Annotated in this window: 19 protein-coding genes; 12 read left to right on the top strand and 7 right to left on the bottom strand. The window is 38.5% G+C overall.

From position 1 onward, the window contains the following. Positions 1–45: 45 nt before the first annotated feature. Positions 46–1,302 carry an aspartate kinase gene (locus ESV24_RS03920; protein WP_111815358.1) on the bottom strand — a complete coding sequence of 419 codons (1,257 nt, stop codon included), beginning with the start codon at positions 1,300–1,302 and terminating at the stop codon, positions 46–48. Between the two features lie 62 nt (positions 1,303–1,364). Continuing rightward, positions 1,365–1,865 (bottom strand): GNAT family N-acetyltransferase, encoded by a 501-nt coding sequence (locus tag ESV24_RS03925; RefSeq protein WP_111815359.1) that lies wholly within the window; start codon positions 1,863–1,865, stop codon positions 1,365–1,367. 159 nt (positions 1,866–2,024) lie between these two features. On the opposite strand from ESV24_RS03925, the gene fbp reads away from it, so the two are divergent. Continuing rightward, positions 2,025–3,032: a class 1 fructose-bisphosphatase gene (gene fbp / locus ESV24_RS03930; RefSeq protein ID WP_111815360.1), complete on the top strand. Its 1,008-nt coding sequence runs from the start codon at positions 2,025–2,027 to the stop codon at positions 3,030–3,032. A 103-nt stretch (positions 3,033–3,135) separates the two neighbouring features. On the opposite strand, the gene ESV24_RS03935 is transcribed toward fbp, so the two are convergent. After that, positions 3,136–3,561 carry a tellurite resistance TerB family protein gene (locus ESV24_RS03935; protein WP_111815361.1) on the bottom strand — a complete coding sequence of 142 codons (426 nt, stop codon included), beginning with the start codon at positions 3,559–3,561 and terminating at the stop codon, positions 3,136–3,138. 168 nt (positions 3,562–3,729) lie between these two features. Between ESV24_RS03935 and ESV24_RS03940 the strand changes: the two genes are divergently transcribed. From ESV24_RS03940 to ESV24_RS03955, 4 genes are all read left to right on the top strand, one after another. Then, positions 3,730–4,773 carry a ligase-associated DNA damage response exonuclease gene (locus tag ESV24_RS03940; protein ID WP_111815362.1) on the top strand — a complete coding sequence of 348 codons (1,044 nt, stop codon included), beginning with the start codon at positions 3,730–3,732 and terminating at the stop codon, positions 4,771–4,773. A 45-nt stretch (positions 4,774–4,818) separates the two neighbouring features. After that, complete coding sequence (locus tag ESV24_RS03945) at positions 4,819–6,411, top strand: ATP-dependent DNA ligase (RefSeq protein WP_111815363.1); 1,593 nt, start codon at positions 4,819–4,821, stop codon at positions 6,409–6,411. Positions 6,412–6,569: 158 nt separating this feature from the next. Next, positions 6,570–6,938 (top strand): endonuclease domain-containing protein, encoded by a 369-nt coding sequence (locus ESV24_RS03950; protein ID WP_111815364.1) that lies wholly within the window; start codon positions 6,570–6,572, stop codon positions 6,936–6,938. A 172-nt stretch (positions 6,939–7,110) separates the two neighbouring features. After that, positions 7,111–9,582: a ligase-associated DNA damage response DEXH box helicase gene (locus ESV24_RS03955; RefSeq protein ID WP_111815365.1), complete on the top strand. Its 2,472-nt coding sequence runs from the start codon at positions 7,111–7,113 to the stop codon at positions 9,580–9,582. A gap of 41 nt (positions 9,583–9,623) precedes the next feature. On the opposite strand, the gene ESV24_RS03960 is transcribed toward ESV24_RS03955, so the two are convergent. Beyond that, complete coding sequence (locus ESV24_RS03960; protein WP_111815366.1) at positions 9,624–10,745, bottom strand: ATP-binding protein; 1,122 nt, start codon at positions 10,743–10,745, stop codon at positions 9,624–9,626. A 114-nt stretch (positions 10,746–10,859) separates the two neighbouring features. Here ESV24_RS03960 and pdeM point away from each other — a divergent pair, with 114 nt between their 5' ends. Together pdeM and ESV24_RS03970 are read left to right on the top strand one after the other, a co-directional pair. Then, complete coding sequence (pdeM, locus tag ESV24_RS03965; protein WP_111815367.1) at positions 10,860–11,498, top strand: ligase-associated DNA damage response endonuclease PdeM; 639 nt, start codon at positions 10,860–10,862, stop codon at positions 11,496–11,498. 6 nt (positions 11,499–11,504) lie between these two features. Then, the gene (locus tag ESV24_RS03970) at positions 11,505–12,311 is read left to right on the top strand and encodes a tryptophan-rich sensory protein (RefSeq protein WP_111815368.1); all 807 of its coding nucleotides are present in this window, start codon (positions 11,505–11,507) and stop codon (positions 12,309–12,311) included. Between the two features lie 88 nt (positions 12,312–12,399). Here the strand turns inward: ESV24_RS03970 and ESV24_RS03975 are convergent, their stop codons facing one another. Further along, the gene (locus ESV24_RS03975; protein ID WP_111815369.1) at positions 12,400–13,752 is read right to left on the bottom strand and encodes a dihydrolipoyl dehydrogenase family protein; all 1,353 of its coding nucleotides are present in this window, start codon (positions 13,750–13,752) and stop codon (positions 12,400–12,402) included. A 157-nt stretch (positions 13,753–13,909) separates the two neighbouring features. Here ESV24_RS03975 and mfd point away from each other — a divergent pair, with 157 nt between their 5' ends. From mfd to ESV24_RS03995, 4 genes are all read left to right on the top strand, one after another. After that, positions 13,910–17,251, top strand: a complete 3,342-nt coding sequence (mfd, locus tag ESV24_RS03980; protein ID WP_111815370.1) for a transcription-repair coupling factor — start codon at positions 13,910–13,912, stop codon at positions 17,249–17,251. Positions 17,252–17,281: 30 nt separating this feature from the next. Next, the gene (locus ESV24_RS03985; protein WP_111815371.1) at positions 17,282–17,521 is read left to right on the top strand and encodes a hypothetical protein; all 240 of its coding nucleotides are present in this window, start codon (positions 17,282–17,284) and stop codon (positions 17,519–17,521) included. Continuing rightward, complete coding sequence (locus ESV24_RS03990; protein ID WP_111815372.1) at positions 17,514–17,819, top strand: type II toxin-antitoxin system RelE/ParE family toxin; 306 nt, start codon at positions 17,514–17,516, stop codon at positions 17,817–17,819. The genes ESV24_RS03985 and ESV24_RS03990 overlap by 8 nt, the downstream gene beginning before the upstream one ends. A gap of 112 nt (positions 17,820–17,931) precedes the next feature. After that, positions 17,932–18,744 carry a helix-turn-helix domain-containing protein gene (locus ESV24_RS03995; protein WP_111815373.1) on the top strand — a complete coding sequence of 271 codons (813 nt, stop codon included), beginning with the start codon at positions 17,932–17,934 and terminating at the stop codon, positions 18,742–18,744. Positions 18,745–18,777: 33 nt separating this feature from the next. Here ESV24_RS03995 and ESV24_RS04000 read toward each other — a convergent pair whose 3' ends face one another. Together ESV24_RS04000 and ESV24_RS04005 are read right to left on the bottom strand one after the other, a co-directional pair. Beyond that, complete coding sequence (locus ESV24_RS04000; protein ID WP_111815374.1) at positions 18,778–19,140, bottom strand: YraN family protein; 363 nt, start codon at positions 19,138–19,140, stop codon at positions 18,778–18,780. Positions 19,141–19,154: 14 nt separating this feature from the next. Next, positions 19,155–20,087 (bottom strand): S66 peptidase family protein, encoded by a 933-nt coding sequence (locus tag ESV24_RS04005; RefSeq protein ID WP_111815375.1) that lies wholly within the window; start codon positions 20,085–20,087, stop codon positions 19,155–19,157. A 62-nt stretch (positions 20,088–20,149) separates the two neighbouring features. Between ESV24_RS04005 and metG the strand changes: the two genes are divergently transcribed. After that, entirely contained in the window at positions 20,150–22,246 is a 2,097-nt protein-coding gene (metG, locus tag ESV24_RS04010) for a methionine--tRNA ligase (protein ID WP_111815376.1), read from the top strand. Positions 22,247–22,276 lie beyond the last annotated feature (30 nt).

Raw genomic sequence — 22,276 nt, forward strand, 5'->3', positions numbered from 1 at the left:
ATTTAGGTTGGTTGTATGCCGCAAATATAAGGAAAGCAAATGATACTATTCCTTTATTACCAACTGTACAGTCTCCTTGCTTTCCTGTTTTAAAAGCACGTTTTTGTTTTCAGCAAGTGCCTTTACCTCAGCGGTTTTAAAATGGCGAATAGTGTATAATGAAACGTTTTCATTCCACTTAACACTAAAGTTTTCTCGAAGTTTTGCAAGCAAAGGCTCTAAATTTCCAAATCTATTATCTACACAAACTGAAAAACTGATTGCAGAATTTTGAATAAGATTGACCTTCATTTTGTATTCGTGAAGCAGTTTAAATACGTCGCCTATATTGTTTTCCATCATAAATGAAAAATCAAGCGAAGAGAGCGAAATCAAAACTTGATCTTTTTTCAGAATAAAAGAAGATGTAAATGGGTCAAGCAACACGCCTTTGCCCACGCAGGTTCCAGGAGCCGTTGGATTCAAAAAAGATTTTACAAATAGCGGAATTTCTTTACGCTGCAAGGGTTGCAATGTTTTTGGGTGAATTACCGATGCGCCGTAAAACGCAAGTTCTATCGCTTCTCTGTATGAAATATTGTTGTAAAGCTGCGTCTTAGTAAAATAACGCGGATCTGCATTTAAAACTCCAGGCACATCTTTCCAAATAGTAACATTTTCGGCATTTAAACAATAAGCGAAGATTGCGGCAGTATAATCACTCCCTTCCCGCCCCAAAGTGGTTGTAAAATTATTAGTGTTTTCAGCACCCAAAAAACCTTGGGTTACGGTAATTCCTTGCGCACTTACTCTTTCTAAAATCCTCTGTTGCGTTTTTTCCCAATCTACATTTGCATCGCGGTAGTTGGCATCGGTCTTTATGCATTGGCGCACATCTAGCCAAGTATTTTTTATACCAATTTCTGAAAAATAGGCTGAAATGATTGTTGACGAAATAATTTCGCCATAAGAAACCACCTGGTCGTAAACGAAAGCGTGATTTTTAGATTTATTGGTTTCCAAAAAATGCTTGAGCTCTTTAAAACTTTTGTCCAGTTCACCAAAAGAAGAATGTGAACTAGACTGAAAGAGGCCCTTCAATATTTCAAAATGAAAATCGTAAACGATTCGTAAAGAATCTTTTATATTTCCATTATCATCGAAATAATCATTTACCACTTCTTCCAGCGCATTTGTAATCTTTCCCATTGCAGAAACCACAACTACCAAATCTTTTTCGCCAGTTTGGTTAATTACTGAAACAACATTTTTTACGTTTTCGGCATCTTTTGTGGATGCCCCACCAAATTTGAAAATTTTCATAATCAAGCATTGTGAGCCACGAATACACGAATAAATAATTATACGTGTATTCGTGGCTCAATTTATTTTTTGATATAATTTTTTAGTCCTTTTTCATCCATATGCACTACGCGCCAATCTTTCATAATATTTGCGCCACTGCGTTCGTAAAATTTTATTGCTCCTTTGTTCCAATCCAATACATCCCAAGCAACGCGTTTTAATCCACGGTCATAAGCAAACTGCATCACCTGTTTGTATAGCGCCTCGCCAATTCCTTTGCCGCGATGGGTTTCATTTACAATTAAATCTTCTAAATGAAGCGTGCGTCCCTTCCACGTTGAAAAACGATAATAAATCAACGCAGCACCAACAATTTCATCCGAATTTTGGTCGCTGAGCGAAGCCGAAGCGTCCAGTTCTGCAACAAAACAAGTAAAGAGCGGATTTTCACCAAAACCTTCATTCTGCAAATCTGTTACGGTAACTTCAACCGCATTGGGTTCATTTTCAAAAATGGCAAGTTCTTTTATAAGTTCTAGAACTTGCGGCATGTCTTCCTTAGTTGCTTTGCGTACTTTCATAGTAATTTTTATTTTCAACTTCAACTTCAACTTCAACTTCAACTTCAACTTCGATTTGATTTCGATTTCGTTTTCAGTTTCGTTTTCCCTTCACAAATATCGGTTCAATTTCTTAAAAATCCCGATATTTGCTTCAAATTCAGGAACCACTTCAACCTCATGGCAAAAATAAATCAATCCCTCGGCGAGTTTATAATTGAAAACCAAAGTGAATTCAAGTACTCTTCGGGAGAACTTTCGCGGCTAATTAATTCTATCCGTTTGGCGGCAAAAGTAGTAAACCATAAAGTGAACAAAGCGGGATTGGTTGATATTTTGGGCGCAGCCGGTGATACAAATATACAGGGTGAAGACCAGCAAAAGCTGGATGTTTTTGCAAATGAAGTTTTTATTAATACACTTACCAATCGTGAAATTGTTTGCGGAATTGCCAGTGAAGAAGAAGACAATTTCATTACAATAAAAGGCAGAAACGAAAAGAACGATAACAAATATGTGGTTTTGATAGATCCTTTAGACGGTTCTTCAAACATTGATGTAAATGTTTCCGTCGGGACCATCTTTTCAATTTATAGAAGAATTACACCTTCCGGAACTCCCGTCACCATTGAAGATTTTCTTCAGCCGGGCATCAATCAGGTTGCAGCTGGATATATTGTTTATGGTACTTCAACCATGATTGTTTACACAACAGGCCACGGAGTAAATGGTTTTACCTTGAATCCTGCTATTGGAACATATTATCTTTCACACCCAAACATGCACTTTCCAGAGAACGGAAATATTTATTCTGTAAATGAAGGTAACTATGTTCACTTTCCGCAGGGCGTGAAAGATTATATAAAATACTGCCAAAAAGAGGAAGAAGACCGTCCGTACACTTCGCGATACATAGGTTCTTTGGTTTCTGATTTTCATCGAAATATGATAAAAGGTGGAATTTACATCTACCCAAACACTTCTAAAGATCCGAATGGAAAACTTCGTCTTCTTTACGAATGCAACCCAATGGCGATGATTGCCGAACAGGCGGGCGGAAAAGCGAGTAATGGTTTTGAAAGTATTTTAAAAATTCAACCCACAAGTTTGCACCAACGTGTGCCCTTTTTCTGCGGAAGCACTAAAATGGTTGAAAAGGCTGAAGAATTTATGAAACAAGCCCCCTAACCCCCGAAGGGGTAACTCTTACTCAAGCCCGATAAAAAAAGCTCCGAAAGGAGCTTTAGTTTTTTATAAGAGTGGAATTCCCCCTTCGGGGGTTGGGGGGCTTTTATTTTTTGTTTAAAAGATATCTGTAATCTTCCAAATCAAGTCCGCCACTATAAATTTCAATAGATCTTTTAATTAAATGTTGCGCTGTTGCAAGGTCGTAGCCAAGACCAATCGCATATCTTTCAATCAAAAAACGTTCGTGGTCGTCAATTTCGTGATCGACAAAAATCATTTGAAAAAGATCGTGAATACGTTCTAATCGTCTTTCGGCATCATTAGGAGGGTTGATTGGATACTTGCCTGGATTTTTAAGCACTTCTAAATATACAGATTCGTCAATGTCAAGTTTGCGGGCAAAGCGTTTCAACATTTTTTCCTCTTCTGCCCCTATTTCACCATGAACTGAAGCAATATTTGCAATAGAAGCAAAATGCCCTAAATTTCGGGAATGCTCCCCACTTTCGAATAAATCTGTAAATGACATAATTTGGTTTTATGCTACAAATATAAAACGAATTGCGAGCAAAGCGAAGCAATCTGTTCATGTTTTTTCTGTACAGCCTTTTAAAAGTAATTCACCCTAAACTTTTCTTAATTACGAGCGTAGCGAAGTTACCTTTTCTTATTTTTAAACTGCTTCTGAAAGAAATACATGAATCAACCATTGCTGGTCTTTAACGAAAAAGGAATTTACTGCGAAAAAGCGGGCGTTTACATCGATGCTTGGCGGCCGGTTGATAAATGTATCATAACACATGGCCATGCAGACCATAGTCGTTGGGGCCATAAACAATATATTACCCACGCCAATAATGTACCTATAATCAAACATCGTTTGGGCGAAATTTCGGTAACCGGAAAAGCTTGGAATGAAACATTCAAGATAAATGGAGTGAAATTTTCCTTGCATCCCGCTGGGCATATTATTGCCTCAGCACAGGTTCGGGTAGAGTATAAAGGAGAAGTTTGGGTTTTCACGGGTGATTTCAAAACCGAAGATGATGGTTTGGCTGAAGTTTACGAACCCGTAAAATGCCACACCTTTATCACGGAATGCACATTCGGTTTGCCCGCTTTTAAATGGGAACCGCAAGCTGAAGTTTTTAAAGATATAAACGAATGGTGGGCCAGTAATATTGCCGATGGCAGAACCTCGATTCTCTTTGGCTACAGTTTGGGAAAAGCGCAGCGAATATTGAAACATTTAGATACTTCCATCGGAAAAATTTATACCCACGGCGCGGTTGAAAATATGACAGAAGTGGTTCGTCCGTTGTACAGTTTACCTGAAACTACTTTGATTACAAGAGATACTTCAAAAGAAGAAATAAAAGGAAACATAATAGTTGCCCCGCCCAGCGCCCACGGCAGCACTTGGATCCGAAGGTTTGTGCCTTACGTAACAGCTTCCGCCAGCGGTTGGATGACGTTTCGTGGCGCGCGAAGAAGAAGAGCAATCGACCGCGGGTTTGTTTTGAGCGACCACGCCGATTGGGAAGGTTTGCTTTCGGCAATTGACGCTACGGGCTGCGAAAAAGTAATCGCCACCCACGGTTATACTGATATTTTTTCACGCTATTTAAGGGAAGAATTAGGCTACGATGCCCGAACCGAAAAAACCCAATACGAAGAAGAAAGTGCAGAAATTGATACTTCGGCTTCGCTCAGCAACCAGAAAATTGAAAATGAGGATTGAAATTTCAACATACAATAAATTCCCCCTTTGGGGGCAAGGGGGCTTATGAAAGATTTCGCCCAACTCATAAAAAAGCTCGACAGCACCAACAAAACCAATGAAAAGGTAGCAGCGCTCACTGCGTATTTTCAAAATGCTAACGATGAAGATAAGTTGTGGACCATCGCCATTCTTTCTCATCGAAGACCGAAACGACCTGTAAACACAACACTTCTTCGACTTTGGGCAACAGAAATCAGTGGAATTCCGCTTTGGCTTTTTGAGGAAAGCTATCATATTGTCGGCGATTTGGCGGAAACAATTGCACTTATTTTACCAACCTCCGAAGAACATTCCGAGAAATCACTTTCAGAATTTGTTTCAGAAATTATTGAACTGCGAACGCTGCCTGAAGAAGAAAAAAAGAAATATCTGCACGACAATTGGTTGGCGCTAAATTATTTTGAGCGTTTCGTTTTCAATAAAATTCTCACGGGAAGTTTTAGAATTGGAGTAAGTCAAAAGTTGATGACGCGCGCCCTTTCCAAAGCCACGGGAATTGACGAGGACATTCTCGCCTATAAATTGATGGGCGATTGGACGCCCGAGAAAACCACTTATAAAAAACTGATTCTCGAACATAATGAGGAAGATTACCTCAGCAAACCCTATCCATTTTATTTGGCGTATGCCGTTGAGGATAATTTTCAAGAAGATTTGGGACCCATTTCAGATTGGAGTTTTGAGCATAAATGGGACGGAATTCGCAGCCAAGTAATTATTCGAAACGATGAGGTTTTCGTGTGGTCGCGCGGCGAAGAATTGGTGACTGATAAATATCCCGAGTTCCAACGTTTTCTTTCTGAGATTCCTAATGGAACTGTAATCGATGGAGAGATTTTGCCTTTCGGCGAAGGAGAAATTGGCAACTTCAATGCGCTTCAAACGAGGATTGGAAGAAAGAACATTTCAAAAGCGCTTTTGAAAAAAACTCCGGTAATTCTGAATGCATACGATTTACTGGAATGGCAAGGCGAGGATATTCGGCAAAAACCTTTTTCAGAAAGAAGAGAGATTTTGGATTCATTAATTCAAAAAATTAATTCCGAAGAAACAGGAATCTATTTAAGCGAAACAATGAATTTTGAAACTTGGGAAGAAGCCGCCGCCGAACGCGACCTTTCCCGTGAAAAACGCAGCGAGGGCTTGATGTTGAAAAGAAAGGATTCTCCGTATTTGGTTGGTAGAAAAAAAGGAGATTGGTGGAAATGGAAAATCGATCCATTCACCATTGATGCGGTTTTAACGTACGCAATGCGAGGCCATGGAAGACGCGCCAATCTTTACACAGATTACACTTTCGCACTTTGGGAACAGGGCGAATTGGTCACTTTTGCAAAAGCCTATTCTGGTTTGACGGATGCTGAATTTAGACAAGTAGATGCGTGGATTAAACGAAATACTTTAGAACGATTCGGACCAGTGCGAAGCGTAACCCCGCAACACGTTTTCGAAATCGCGTTCGAAGGAATCGCTGAAAGCAGTCGTCACAAAAGCGGAATTGCTACACGTTTTCCAAGAATTTTAAGTTGGCGAAAAGATAAACCAATTGAAGAGGCGAATACTTTGGATGATTTAAAAGCGCTAATTCCGAAGTAACCTGTTCCCCTCCTTTTTTCAAGGAGGGGTGCCCGAAGGGCGGGGTGGTCCTTTTTTCAAGGAGGGGTGCCCGAAGGGCGGGGTGGTCCTTTTTTCAAGGAGGGGTGTCAGCTTTGCTGACGGGGTGGTTATAGCAGAATTTTGATTAAATTTAATTTATGAAAAAACAAATACACAACCTAAAGGAAATGGAAGTGTACAGGAAATCACTCCGCAACAATTCAAATTCCGCGGAGGCGTTTCTTTGGAATTTTTTAAAAGGCTCAAAGTTGGAAGGTAGAAAATTTAGAAGGCAGCACAGTATTAAACATTATATCGTAGACTTTTACTGTCCTTCAGAAAAATTGATTGTGGAACTTGACGGGCAAGTACATTTAAACAATACCGCGGATGAATATGATAGAAAGCGAGAGAAAGATTTGGAAAATTTAGGATTTACAGTTATTCGTTTTGAAAATAAAATGGTTTTTGATTTATTGCCTTCGGTGTTGAAGGATATAAAGGACCATTTTAAAAATAACACGTAACCCTTCCGTCCAGCAAAGCTGTCCACCTTCCCTTTAAAAGGGAAGGAGCTCTAAAAAAACCTTCGCTTTTTTAATTTGGTGAAGGTAAGGTTCCCCTCCTTTTAAAGGAGGGGTGTCAGCTTTGCTGACGGGGTGGTTAAGGCCTAATTTTCAATAAACTCAAAAAAATAAATTGAATAATACTCACATTACAGATATAGCTGCCTCTTGGTTCGAATCCAAAAATTGGACTGCCTTCCCCTTCCAACAAAAAACTTGGAAAGCCTTTCTCGACGGCAAACACGGACTACTAAACGCACCAACCGGAAGTGGAAAAACCTACGCGCTGTGGGTTCCAATCGTGCTTCAATATTTAAAGGAAAACCCGAATTATAAAACGAAACATACAAAAGGAATTAAAGCTATTTGGATAACACCATTACGCGCGCTTTCCATAGAAATACAACAGTCAGCACAGCGTTTTGCAGATGATTTGGGAACGGGGTTAACCGTGGGAATACGAACCGGCGATACTTCGCAAAGCGATCGTGCAAAGCAAAAACGGCAAATGCCCGATTTGCTGATAACTACACCCGAAAGTCTGATGCTCCTTTTGGCTTCCAAAGATTATGACAAAACCTTCAAAAGCTTGACTGCAATTGTGGTTGACGAATGGCACGAGCTTTTAGGAAGTAAACGCGGCGTACAAATGGAATTGGCACTTTCCCGCTTAAAAACCGTTTCTCCAAAACTTCGGATTTGGGGAATTTCGGCAACTATAGGAAATCTTGAAGAAGCGATGGACGTACTTTTGGGGGTAAATCGAAATGTCACCCTGAGCGGAGTCGAAGGGTCAGTTTTGATTAAATCGGAACAAAAATCGAAAATTGAAGTGCGCTCTATTATTCCTAAAAAAATGGAAACTTTTCCGTGGCGAGGACATTTAGGTCTGCATCTTTTAGAAGAAATTGTTCCAATAATCAAAGCTAGTAAAACCACTATTATTTTTACAAATACACGCGGACAGTGCGAAATTTGGTTTCAGAAATTACTGGAAAAACATCCCGAATTTGCTGGTGAAATCGCGATGCATCACGGTAGCATTGCAAAGGACACGAGGCTTTGGGTAGAACAAGCTATCCGCAATGAGTCATTATTGGCGGTAGTTGCCACTTCAAGTTTAGATTTAGGCGTTGATTTTGCTCCTGTGGAAACGGTAATTCAAATAGGCTCACCGAAAGGAGTTGCAAAATTCCTGCAACGTGCGGGACGAAGCAATCACCGTCCCGGCGAGCCTTCGGTTATTTATTTTTTGCCCACTCATGCTTTGGAATTGTTGGAAGCTTCTGCCTTAAAACGAGCTGTAAAAGATGAAGTGGTTGAAGATAGAATCCCGTATTTGCTTAGTTTCGACGTGTTGATTCAATATTTAGTCACGCTTGCCGTGAGCAACGGATTTTTTCCAAAGGAAATTTTCCCCGAAATAAAAAGTACTTTCTGTTTTCAGGGAATTACTGAAGAAAAGTGGAATTGGTGCCTCAATTTTATCACTTTGGGAAGTCAAAGTCTGCAAGCCTACGACGAATATAAAAAGGTAGAAGTTACGGAAGAAGGGCTATTTAAAGTGGAAAGCAAACAAGTTGCAATGATGCATAGACTAAGTATTGGCACCATTGTGAGCGATTCCATGATGCAAGTAAAATATGTTTCCGGAGGCTTTATTGGTACAATCGAAGAATGGTTTATTAGCAAAATGAAACCCGGAGATACATTTGTTTTTGCGGGAAGAACTTTGGAATTGGTCCGTCTTCGGCAAATGCAGGCACAGGTTAGAAAATCTAAAAAACGCACGGCAAATGTGGTGAGTTTTATGGGCGGACGCTTGCCACTTTCTTCGCAGATGAGTAAAATTCTGCGAGAAGAAATGCAAAGTGAAGCAGACCATAAACGAAACACGCCCGAATTAAAAGCATTGAGCCATATTTTTGATAGGCAGGAACGGGAGAGCATTGTTCCGGGAGAAAACGAATTCCTGATTGAAACGTTTAAAACACGCGAAGGATATCACTCTATTTTCTACCCTTTTGAAGGGCGGTTTGTACACGAGGCGATGAGCAGTTTGCTGGCCTACAGAATCAGTTTGTTGTCGCCAATTACTTTTTCTTTGGCTTATAATGATTATGGTTTTGAACTGTTGAGCGATCAATTTTTGGATATTCAAACCGTTTTGGACAACAATCTTTTCTCTGCGGAATATCTATTTGATGACCTTCAAAAAAGTTTGAATTCCACCGAACTGGCGCGTCGAAAATTCCGAGACATCGCTGTTATTAGCGGAATGGTTTTTCAAGGTTATCCGAATAAAGTAATTAAAACGAAACACCTTCAAAGTAACAGCCAATTGCTTTTCGATGTTTTTCGGGATTATGAGCCAGACAATCTTTTGTATCTTCAAGCCTACCGCGAAACCTTTGAACATCAATTGGAAGAGGGACGATTGCGATTGGCTTTGGAACGCATAAATTCACAAAAAATAATTTGGAAGCAGTGCGAAAAAGCAACGCCATTCAGTTTCCCCATAATTACAGATAGATTGCGGGAAAAATTGTCTTCGGAAAAACTGGCGGATAGGATTAAGCGGATGACACTTCAATTAATGAAATGATTTTAAAATCACTTTTTAAATAGTATTTTGATTTTTGTATACTACGCTTCCAAAAAGTCCTCAAAGTTTTCAGCATTTATTATTTTAACATCTGTATTATACGTTTCTCCAAAGAGTTTTGGAATCTTCGTTTTGGCTTTCGGAGTAAATTTGAATTCAAAACCACTTATTTCACTCGCATTTTCTTCTACATAATCAATTTCCTGTTGGCGTACCGTTCTCCAAAAATACATACGCGCATCACTTTGAGAATAACGCAGGATTTTTAATCTTTCAGACATTAGAAAGTTTTCCCATAAAGCGCCTTTATCAGCTCTAGAATTCAGAAAATTGAGATTTCCGATTACTGCATTTCGCACACCATTATCATAGAAATATATTTTTTGATTTGTTTTTATTTCATTTCGCAAATTTTTACTAAAACTTGGCACCTTGAATAAAACATAGGCTTTGCACAGCATGTCAATATAATTAGAGACCGTATTTTTATCTATGCCTACAAGTTGGGCAATTTCGTTATAGCTTACTTCATTGCCAACTTGAAAAGCTATGGCCCGTAATAGCTTATCCAACACCTCAGCTTTTCGTATTCCACTTAAAGCTAAAATATCTTTATATAAATAGCTGCTTACCAATTGTTTAAGCACTTCTTTTTCAGCGCCATTTGAATTTAGCACATCAGGATACATACCATATATTAAACGAAGATTTAATTGTTGTTTGGCCTCTAAATATCCTACAGTGTTTACAAATTCTGGCCACGATATAGGGAAAAGTTCATATTCCCATTTACGTCCTGTTAATGGTTCGTTTATTTGATTGTTAAGGTCAAAAGCGGAGGAACCACTAAGCAATAATTGCACGTTCGGAAAGATATCAGTAATAATTTTGGATGTAAGTCCAATATTTTCAATTCGTTGTGCTTCATCAATAAAAACATATTTGTGAGAACCTATTATATTTTCAAGTTCTTTTGTATTTGGATTGGTTAAAAGTTGTCTGACTGTTGAATCATCGCCATTTAAAAACAAATATACTTTGTCCGTTAGCAATTCTCGTATTAAAGTTGTTTTCCCAACCTGTCTTGGCCCCACTAAAACGATTGCCTTTCCTGCGCCAATTTTGGTGTTAATATGGGTTTTTATAGTTCTATTAATTTGCATGATCAGTGATTATATTCACCAAATATACGTATAATTGGTGAATAAGATCACCAAACTTACTTTTATATTAATCTTATAAATTTGTAATCGATGCTTTACCTTTGCAATCAAACTATGCAAAAAATTCAGATTAATTCACATAATTTTATACTTCATCCAAGCGGAGCCATCTATTGGGAAGCAAAAAAAATGCTCCTTATTGCCGATGTGCATTTAGGGAAAGTGGTACATTTCAGAAAACACGGTTCGCCTGTTCCATCAAATGCTGCATACAAAAATCTGGAAAAACTAACTGAAGTAACCAACCATTTTGAACCAGAAACCGTGTGTTTTCTTGGAGATTTATTTCACAGCAAACTTAACGAAGAATGGCATGATTTTAAAAAATGGGTAGAATATTGCAAAGCAGATGTAATCCTAATTTCAGGCAATCACGACATAATTCCAAAATATTTATATGAAGATTTGGGTGTAAAAGTCTTTGATGAATTATTGTTGGATGGCTTTTATTTAACGCATCATCCAACCGAAATAAAAGGGACTTTCAATTTTTCCGGCCACATTCATCCGGGAATAAGAATGAAAGGTGTTGGCAGACAATATTTGAGCCTACCCTGTTTTTATAAAACAGAAAGCCAACTTATTCTCCCCGCTTTTGGTAACTTTACGGGGAAACATATTTTAACGCCTTCAGAAAAGGATGCCGTTTTTGCAATTGTTGAGGGGGAAGTTATCTGTGTTTCTAAAAAATGATCTACTATGAAAAAAACACTACAAATAGCCAACATCATTGCCTTCGTGGCAACAGTTTTTGTAAACTATCTTTCTAACACGGGAGCCATAAACAATACAACCATTGGTGATATTTCTGATGCCTCAAAAAATCTTTTCACTCCGGCAGGATATGCTTTCTCCATTTGGGGGATTATTTATTTGTTGTTGTTGGGTTTCATAATTTATCAAAGCAGAAGTCTTTTTAGTAAAGTGCGTGATGATCAATTCATCTTAAAAACGGGATGGTGGTTCGTGCTTTCTTGCTTCGCCAATATTATGTGGATTACTTTCTGGCTCTACGGATATATGGAGTATTCTATTTTGGCGATTTTCGTTTTATTGTTTTCACTTCTGAAAATTGTTATGAATAACAGAATGGAACTATGGGACGCACCAATGTCAGTAATTGCCTTTCTATGGTGGCCTTTCGTGTTTTATAGCGGCTGGGTTACCGTTGCGAGTATCGCAAACGTTGCTGCCTATTTAACGAGTATAGAATGGGAAGCGTGGGGTTATAGCGAAAGTTCTTGGGCTGTCACAATGATTATTATAGCAGGAATAATAAATCTATTTGTTACTTGGAAACGCAATATGCGTGAATTTGCCTTAGTCGGTGTTTGGGCGTTGGCAGCTATCGCGGTCGCTAATTGGGAAGTAAGCCAAACAGTTGCCTACGCGGCAATTGCTGTGGCAGCAGTGCTTTTCGTGAGCAGCAGTTATCACGCTTTCAAAAATCGCGAAACTAGCCCAGTAAATAAATACAAAGAATATTTAAATAGACATAAGACTTAAGACCGCTTCGCTGAAAGACACAAGACTATGGTTTTAATAATATTTATATTCATCAATCGTTAATCTAAAATCTACAATCGTCAATCAACTAGACCATTCCCTTAATATCATTTCCCCAAGTGGGGTAGGCAAAAATCATTGCTTTTAGATTTTCTGTGGTCAATTTTCCGCACATTGCAAGGACGAATAAATTGATCATTTCTCCTGCTTCGGAAGAAATAATATGTGCTCCCAAAACAAGATTTCGTTTTTTGTCTACAATCGTTTTATATGCGTAAACTTCTTCATTGATGTGTTTTGCATTAAACCATTTCGGCACACTTTTATACTCCACTACAAAATCATAACCTTTTTCTTTTGCTTCCTCTTCCGTTAAGCCGATGGAAGCAAGTTTCGGAATGGTAAAAACTACGGAAGGCACTGGCGGGAAATCCATTTTTGTATGATTTCCTTTTCTGATATTTAAAGAAACAATCCTCGCTTCCTGTGAAGAAGTGGGCGTCAACGGAAGCGAACCACTTGCCGAAACATCGCCACAGGCGTACACCGATTTGTTTGTGGTATTCTGAAGAAATTCGTTCACAGAAATTCCACCCTTTATAAAAGAAACATTTCCTTTTTCCAAATCTAAATCATCGATTGAAGGAACGCGACCCGCAGTGTTAAAAACCATTCGCGCGTCAACGGAGTCAGTTTTGCCATTTTTCTGAAATGAAACGCGATAATTTTTCTGAAGTTTTTCCACTTCAGAAACTTTAGCGTTAAATATGAATTTTATCCCAAGTTTTTCCGAAACTTTTGTGAGGTGCGAAACGATATCGGCTTCAAAAGGACCGAGCGGTCTGTCTCCAAATTCAACAACCGTAACCTTTGCACCACAACGCGCTGCAATATGTGCGAATTCCATCCCAATATAACCAGCACCAACAAATACAATACTTTCCGGGAGTTCTTCCAATTCCAAAAAATCATCGCTCACTTTTAAATAATCCCTTCCCGGGATTTTAAGTTCCATTGGCTTTTGTCCAGTAGCGATTACTATTTTCTTCGCTTTTATAGTTTTACCTTCCACTGAAAGCGTGTTTTCATCAAGAAACTTTGGGGATTGATGGTACATTTCAATTCCAGCTTCCTTCAATTTTTTTTCCGTGGAAGCAGGCACAGCATCTGTAAATGTTGACTTAAATTTCTGAAGTGCCGCCCAATCAATCTTTGGGACGGAAACAATTCCCTTTCCTTTTAAATTTTCAGAAAGTTGCATCGCTTCAGTAATTCCCACCAAAACTTTTTTCGGGTCGCAGCCACGGTTGGCGCAAGTTCCGCCAAATTCGCGGTTGTCTGCAATTGCTACTTTCATTCCTTCCGAAGCACATTCGTATGCCACAGATTTCCCCGCTGTTCCGGTTCCTATTACAAAAACATCGTATTCTTTTATTGCCATTTTAAATGCCCGTGAAGACGGGCAACTGTTTAATTAAATCTATATTTTAAAAATAGGTAATGCGAAATGCTATTTGTGTTATTAAAATGATAAAGTTGATAATAAAAACCTGTCAGGTTTTGAAAACCTGACAGGTTTGGATTAAATTTGCCGCTCAATGAGCAAAACCCTCGTTAATTCACTTTATTCAAAGTCTTCGCAAACACGAAAACTGGGGGATACTATTGCCCAATCCCAACAAAATATATTCGTTTCAGGTCTTGTCGGTTCTTCGCTATCACTAGTTTTGGCGGAGGTTTTTGGTACTTCGGAATTGCCTTTTCTTTTAATTTTTAATGACAAAGAAGAAGCTGCTTATCACTTAAATGATTTGGAAAATCTGTTGGGTGACCAAAATGTGCTTTTCTATCCAGGAAGCTATCGGCGTCCATACCAAATTGAAGAAACCGACAACGCCAATGTTTTATTGCGAAGCGAAGTGTTGAACAGAATTAATTCCCGGAAAAAACCAGCGCTGATAGTTACCTATCCCGAAGCGCTTTTTGAAAAAGTGGTGACGCGAAAGGAACTGGAACGAAACACATTAAAAATTGCAGTAAACGACCAACTTTCTATAGATTTTGTAAACGAAGTTTTGTTTGAATATAATTTCAAACGTACCGATTTTGTAACCGAACCTGGCGAGTTTTCTGTTCGCGGAGGAATTTTAGACGTCTTCAGTTTCAGTAATGACGAACCGTACCGAATCGAGTTTTTTGGAAATGAAGTTGACAGCATTCGAACCTTTGATGTAGAAACGCAGCTTTCTTTGGAGCAAGTGAAAAAAGTTTCCATCATTCCGAATGTAGAAAACAAAATGATTGATGAAAATCGCGAAAGTTTTCTGAAATACATCGCTTCAAAAACAGTAGTTTTTCTGAAAAACGAAGAACTTTTCAGCAGTGCCATCGACAATCTTTTCAAAAAAGCGATCGAAGCTTTTAACGCAATCGATTCAGAGATAAAACGTGCGAAACCTTCAGAATTGTTCTGTACTTCAGAATTGTTGAAAGAGCAACTTTCTGAATTTACAACGGTACATCTTAAAAATAGTTCGGTTTCAGATTCAGATTCAATTTCATTCCACACAAAACCACAGCCTTCATTCAATAAACAATTTAATCTGTTGATTGAAAATTTGAATGAAAACACTGAGAAAGGATATAAAAACTATATTTTCTGCAGCAGTGAGCAACAAGCAAAACGTTTCCACGATATTTTTGAAGATGCACAACAAAATGTGGAGCAGTTTGAAACCATTGTCTTCCCGTTGTTTCAAGGTTTTATCGATGACGATTTAAAACTTGTATGTTATACCGACCATCAAATTTTTGAACGCTACCATAAATTTCAGCTTAAAAACGGCTACGCCAAAAAACAAGCAATTACATTAAAGGAAATTACAAATCTGGAAGTGGGCGATTACGTAACGCACATTGACCACGGAATTGGGAAATTTGGTGGTTTGCAAAAAATTGATGTGGAAGGAAAAATGCAGGAAGCCATCAAACTTTTTTATGGCGACCGCGATATTTTGTATCTCAGTATTCACAGCCTTCACAAGATTTCAAAGTTTAATGGAAAAGACGGAAAAGAGCCAAAAATCTACAAATTAGGTAGCGATGCGTGGAAAAAACTGAAGCAAAAAACCAAAACACGCGTAAAGGAGATTGCTTTCAACTTAATTGAATTATATGCCAAACGCCGCACATTAAAAGGTTTTGCTTTTGATCCGGACAGTTATTTGCAAGCCGAATTGGAATCTTCCTTTATTTATGAAGACACGCCTGACCAAAGCACAGCGACGGAAGACGTAAAAAAAGATATGGAAAACGAACGTCCAATGGATCGTTTGGTTTGCGGAGACGTTGGTTTCGGAAAAACGGAAGTCGCCATTCGCGCGGCTTTTAAAGCTGTTGATAATGGAAAACAAGTCGCCATTTTGGTGCCTACAACCATTTTGGCTTTTCAGCATTTTAAAACGTTTACGGAACGACTTTCTGAAATGCCCGTGAAGGTTGATTATTTGAATCGTTTCAGAACAGCAAAAGAACGAAAAGTTGTTCTCGATGGCTTGAAAGATGGAAGATTGGATATTGTTATCGGTACACATCAATTGGTCAGCAAATCGGTTGAATTCAAGGATTTGGGTCTTTTAATTATTGACGAAGAACAAAAATTTGGGGTAGGCGTAAAAGATAAATTGAAAACCATAAAAGAAAATGTGGATACGCTGACCTTGACAGCAACGCCAATTCCGCGTACGTTGCAGTTCAGTTTGATGGCCGCGCGCGATCTTTCGGTAATCACTACTCCGCCACCCAACCGTTATCCTGTGGAAACCCACGTGATACGTTTTGGGGAAGAAAGCATTCGCGATGCCGTTCGCTATGAAATTACGCGTGGCGGGCAGGTTTTCTTCGTTCACAACCGGATTGAAAACATTAAAGAAGTAGCGGGATTGATACAACGTTTGGTGCCAGATGCGAAAATCGGGATCGGCCACGGGCAGATGGACGGTAAAAAACTGGAAGATTTAATGCTTCGGTTTATGAATAATGAATTTGATGTTCTTGTTTCCACAACCATTATTGAAAGTGGGTTGGACGTGCCTAATGCCAATACCATTTTCATCAACAACGCAAACAATTTCGGACTTTCAGATTTGCACCAAATGCGCGGCCGTGTAGGGCGTAGCAATAAAAAAGCTTTCTGTTATTTTATCACTCCAGAATATTCCGCGATGACGGACGAAGCGCGAAAACGTATCACTGCCTTGGAACAGTTTTCAGAATTGGGAAGTGGAATCAACATTGCAATGAAAGATTTGGAAATCCGTGGTGCTGGTGATTTGCTTGGCGGTGAACAAAGCGGATTCATCAACGAGATTGGTTTTGAAACCTATCAAAAAATTCTTGCCGAAGCGATCGATGAATTGAAAGATAAAGAGTTCAAAAATCTATACGAAGAAACCGAAGGACCGAAGAAAAATTTCGTAAAAGAGATGACAATCGATACAGATTTCGAACTTCTTTTTCCAGATGATTATGTAAACAACATCACTGAAAGACTCAATCTTTATACAAAATTGAATGAGCTGAAAAACGAAGCCGAACTTCAAAAATTTGAAAAGGAACTTTTGGATCGTTTTGGAGAATTGCCTAACCAAGCGGAAGATTTACTGAATAGCGTTCGTATAAAGAGAATTGCAATTTCAATGGGACTTGAAAGAGTAGTTATGAAACAGAAAAAGCTTGTTGGTTATTTTGTGGCAGATCAATTGAGCGCTTTTTACCAAAGTGAATCGTTTTCCAAAGTGCTTCAATACGTACAAAGCCATCCCCAAAAAGTGACAATGAAGGAAAAACAGACCCGCAACGGATTGCGATTGTTGTTGACTTTTGAGGGGATTTCTTCAGTAGATAAGGCACTTCGGGCTTTGGAGCCGTTTTCGAATTAAAAAAACCATTTCATTTCGTATATTTGGTTTATGGCCACAACAAATTATACAGTTGAACAACTTGCCCAAGCTTTTCAAGAATTGAGTATTTCTGAAAGAACGAAGCTAGCGGCACTTCTGCCAGAAAAATGGTTTGAAGATTCAAATGAACTGACTGAAATTCAGAAACAGGCTTTGGATTTTGCTTCGGAAAAGGAGAATGATGGAAGAGCGGTTTTTCATACTTGGGAAGAAGTAGAAAATTATGTGAAGCACAGACCCAATGAGTAACTATCGAATTTCGATAGAAGAAGATGCTAAGTTCGACATCGCGGAGGGATACGATTGGTATTCAAAAATTTCAGAAAAAGTAAGTGATTCCTTTCTAGTACAAATAAAGAAAACGATTGAGTATTTAGAGCAAGATCCCTTTCTATTTCAATTAATTTATAAAAACTATCGTCAAGTTCCAGTTAAAAAATTTCCTTTCGTAATTATTTATAAAGTTGAAACCCAAAGTGTAAAAATCTATAGAGTTTTCCCAACAAAAATGGATCCTTCAAGTAAATTCAAAATTCTTAGAAATTGAAATTAAGCCATTAAATTCAACGAATGTCGGGCAAATGTCGGGTGAAATTCCCTTTAATAATAGTGCACTATCTTTACTTCCATCGTACTATTGCTTCATCAATTAATATAAAATGAAACAACCAGAACTCGGTAGAAAAATTGTGGAACTTCGCAAAGAAAAAGGTCTTACGCAAGAAGAACTCGTGGAGCAATGTAATATAAATGTGCGAACCATCCAGCGCATTGAAGCCGGTGAAGTTACGCCGCGAAGCTTTACCCTAAAAACAATATTGAATGCTTTGGGTGAAGACTTGGAAAACTTAAAGGATTCCGATTCTTTAGTCACAGAAAATTTCAATTTAAAGGAAGTTGGATTCTCCATTTTCTACATAAAACTGGCTTGGATTTGTGGAATCATTTATTTTCTTTCTGGCTTTGTGGAATTTGCTGTGGACTATGCCCGATTTTATGAAAATGAACTTATAATTTCAAAAAGCGCTTACATCAGCATGAAATTTATAGTGCTCATCACTTACATTTATTTCATGTGGGGCTTTGTTCTGAGTGGTAAAATTTTCAATAATTATTTATTGAAAATCGGCGCTTTCTTTTTAATTGGCTCTACTATTTTATTTTATGGCTACGATATGGCATCCCTTTATTTTGAAGGGTTTTACACGGAATATGTCTTGGTGACCCAATCCATTTTCTGCGGAATTGGAAGCTGTATTTTTGGCTTTGCGCTGTTGCGATTGGCAAAACCAATGGGAAGCATTTCACAAATAGCGGGTGGCTTAGAAATAGCGAGTGGTGTGTTTTTTATCTTGGTTTTTATGGCGTGGTTGGGACTTATATTTTTAATCCCAGCTGTTATTTTACAAATCATTTTGCTTTATAAAATTGAGGAGTTTGTAAAAAATGAATGCTTAAAAGAAATGGCGTAGACTTCTATGACAAGATTTCCGTCTTCACGGGAATTAGAAATGATAAAAAGCATTTTCGAAATGTTCCAATTTTTCCACTTTTTGGTTTTTCAAGATTGCGATAATGTCAAAACGAACTTCAACATTTAGTTCATTTGAAACAATATATTCATTGGCTGCTTTCACTAAAAGCTTAATTTTTGCAGGTGTTACAAAACTTTGAGGATCTCCAAAAAAGTCACTGTTTCGTGTTTTCACTTCAACGATTACAACAGTGTCTTCTTCCTTTTGGGCAATAATATCGATCTCGGCTTTATCGAAATAAAAATTCCGACGCAGGATTTTATAACCGTTGCGCAGCAAATATTGCGCAGCTATTTCTTCACCTAATTTTCCGAGTTCGTTGTGCGAGGCCAATTTGATTTATTATTTTAGATTGCCGATTTACGATTTTTTGAACTTGAGAATTGAATATTGATAATTGAAGATTGAACATTCAATTCAACTTCCCTTCCAAAAATCAGCGCCCGATTATCGTTGATATGTCCAGCTGGAAAACCAGAAATCACAGGATAATTGTATTCTTTTACCAAACCTACAATTATTTCCTCTGCCGTTTTTCCGAAGTAAACTTTATTGTCTTTCATTTCTGTCATTCCCCCAATAATGAGCGCTTTCAGGTTTTTAAGATAGCCGCTTCTTTTCAAATTCATCATCATTCTATCAATGTGGTAGAGTATTTCGTCAAGATCTTCAATAAACAGAATTTTACCATCGGTTTTCATTTCCGAAGCACTTCCTATCAAAGAGTAAAGCACAGAAAGATTTCCACCAATCAAAGTTCCTTTTATAACTTGGGCTCCCGCACTTGTTGCGGGACCGCTTCCTTCAAAATTTATCGAATATTCTTCCCCAAACAAAACCTTCCGAATAGAATCTCCAGTTTCCGCAGTTTTGTTTTCAATTTCCAAACACATCTGCGCGTGCAAAGTTTCAATCCCAAAATTATGGATGTGCGAATGCAAAACCGTGACATCGCTGTAACCTACAATCCATTTCGGGTTTTTTTTGAATGCTGAAAAGTCTAATTTATCAATAATGCGAACCGTTCCGTAACCACCGCGGGCACACCAAATGGCTTTGATTTTTTGGTCGTCTAGCATTTTTTGAAAATCTGCCGCGCGCAAATCATCGCTTCCCGCAAATTGGTTTTCTTCGGCTCCGATGGTTTTTCCCAAAATGGCTTTCAAACCCCAACTTTCAAGTAATTGAAGCGCAGGGTTTAATTCCTCTTTTGAAATTTTCCGTGCGGTGGAAACAATGGCTACTGTATCACCTTTCTGAAGTCTGTTTGGAGTAATCATGAATCTATTTAAAACCACAAATTACTACATTTATATGTACTTTTGTCATCTCAAAAAAAATTATGGATCAAAACCCAAACAGGTACACAATTACCGCGGCATTACCATATACCAACGGTCCCGTTCACATTGGCCATTTGGCGGGCGTTTACGTTCCGGCAGATATTTATGCACGTTTTCAAAGGCTTCAAAATAAAGACGTAGCCTTTATCTGCGGCAGTGATGAACACGGAGTGCCAATTACCATAAAAGCAAAAAAGGAAGGCATCACACCACAGCAAGTGGTTGATAAATACCACACCATTATCAAAAAAAGTTTCGCAGATTTTGGAATTTCGTTTGATAATTATTCGCGCACTTCCGCGGAAATCCATCATAAAACCGCTTCTGAATTTTTCAAAAAATTATACGAAGAAGATAAATTTATTGAAGAAGTAACCGAGCAATTATACGACGAAGAAGCCAACCAATTTTTGGCAGACCGATTTGTAGTTGGCACTTGCCCAAAATGTGGTTTCGAGGAAAGTTACGGCGACCAATGCGAAAACTGCGGCACCAGTCACAACGCTACTGATTTGATAAATCCGAAAAGCGCCATTTCTGGGAATAAGCCTATTTTGAAAGAAACAAAACACTGGTTTTTACCTTTAAATGAATACGAAGATTTCTTAAAACAATGGATTCTAGTTGATCATAAAAAAGATTGGAAAACCAATGTATATGGTCAATGCAAAAGCTGGATTGATGATGGTTTGCGTCCGCGTGCAGTAACCCGCGATTTGGATTGGGGAATTCCCGTGCCAGTCAAAGGAGCCAACGGAAAAGTGCTTTACGTTTGGTTTGATGCGCCTATCGGCTATATTTCTTCAACAAAGGAATGGGCAGAAAGGGAAGGCAAAAATTGGGAAGATTATTGGAAAGACGAAAACACAAAACTACTTCATTTTATTGGCAAAGACAACATTGTTTTCCATTGTATTATATTTCCTGCAATGTTGAAAGCTGAAGGAAGCTACATTCTTCCAGAGAACGTTCCCGCAAATGAATTTTTAAATCTTGAGGGAAACAAAATTTCAACCAGTAAAAACTGGGCAGTTTGGTTGCACGAATATTTGGAGGATTTTCCAAACCAGCAGGATGTATTGCGTTATACTTTAACCGCAAACGCTCCAGAAACGAAGGACAACGATTTTACCTGGGCAGATTTTCAAGCCCGAAATAATAATGAATTGGTTGCCATTTTCGGAAATTTCATTAACCGCGTGATGGTTTTAACCGATAAATATTATGACGGAATCGTGCCGCAACCCGCAACTTTTTCAGAAATAGACGAGCAGACTTTAAGCGAATTGAAAGCCTATCCCGCAGTAATTGCAAGTTCGTTGGAACGTTACCGTTTCCGCGAAGCACAGGGCGAGTTGATGAACGTTGCACGCCTCGGGAACAAATATTTGGCGGATGAAGAGCCTTGGAAAACTATCAAAACCGACGAAGAACGCACCAAAACGGTAATGTATGTTGCGTTGCAGATTGCTTCCGCTTTGGCTGTTTTGAGTGAACCGTTTTTGCCTTTTACTTCAGAAAAATTAAAGAAAATGCTCAATGTCCGGTCGAGCGCAGTCGAGACCTCTTTGAAATGGAACGACGTTTCTTCCAAATCAGAATTACTGAAATCCGGCCACAAAGTAAACAAAGCCGAATTGCTTTTTAGTAAGGTTGAGGATGAACAAATTGAAGAACAATTAGAGAAATTACAAAAGACTAAAATGGAGAATACAGAAAATAAGGAAAATAGCGAAGAGACTGCTTCGGCTGTCGCCCCGCAGAAAGAAACCATTCAATACGACGATTTCGCAAAACTCGATATACGCGTTGGGACAATAATTGAAGCAGAAAAAATGCCCAAAGCAGATAAACTTTTGGTTTTAAAAATTGATACAGGAATTGACGTTCGAACCATAGTTTCCGGCATCGCCCAAAGTTTTGAACCTGAAGAAATCGTAGGCAAAAAAGTTACTGTTTTGGTAAATCTTGCACCGCGAGCGCTTCGTGGGGTTGAAAGTCAAGGAATGATTTTGATGACTGAAAATGCTGAGGGGAAACTTGTTTTTGTGAATCCTGGAGAGGAAGGGGTTGAGAATGGGGCTACTATTAATTAATTTGAAATTCTTCTAATATTTCTCAAATTC

Source organism: Aequorivita lipolytica (assembly GCF_007997135.1).
GTDB lineage: Bacteria > Bacteroidota > Bacteroidia > Flavobacteriales > Flavobacteriaceae > Aequorivita > Aequorivita lipolytica.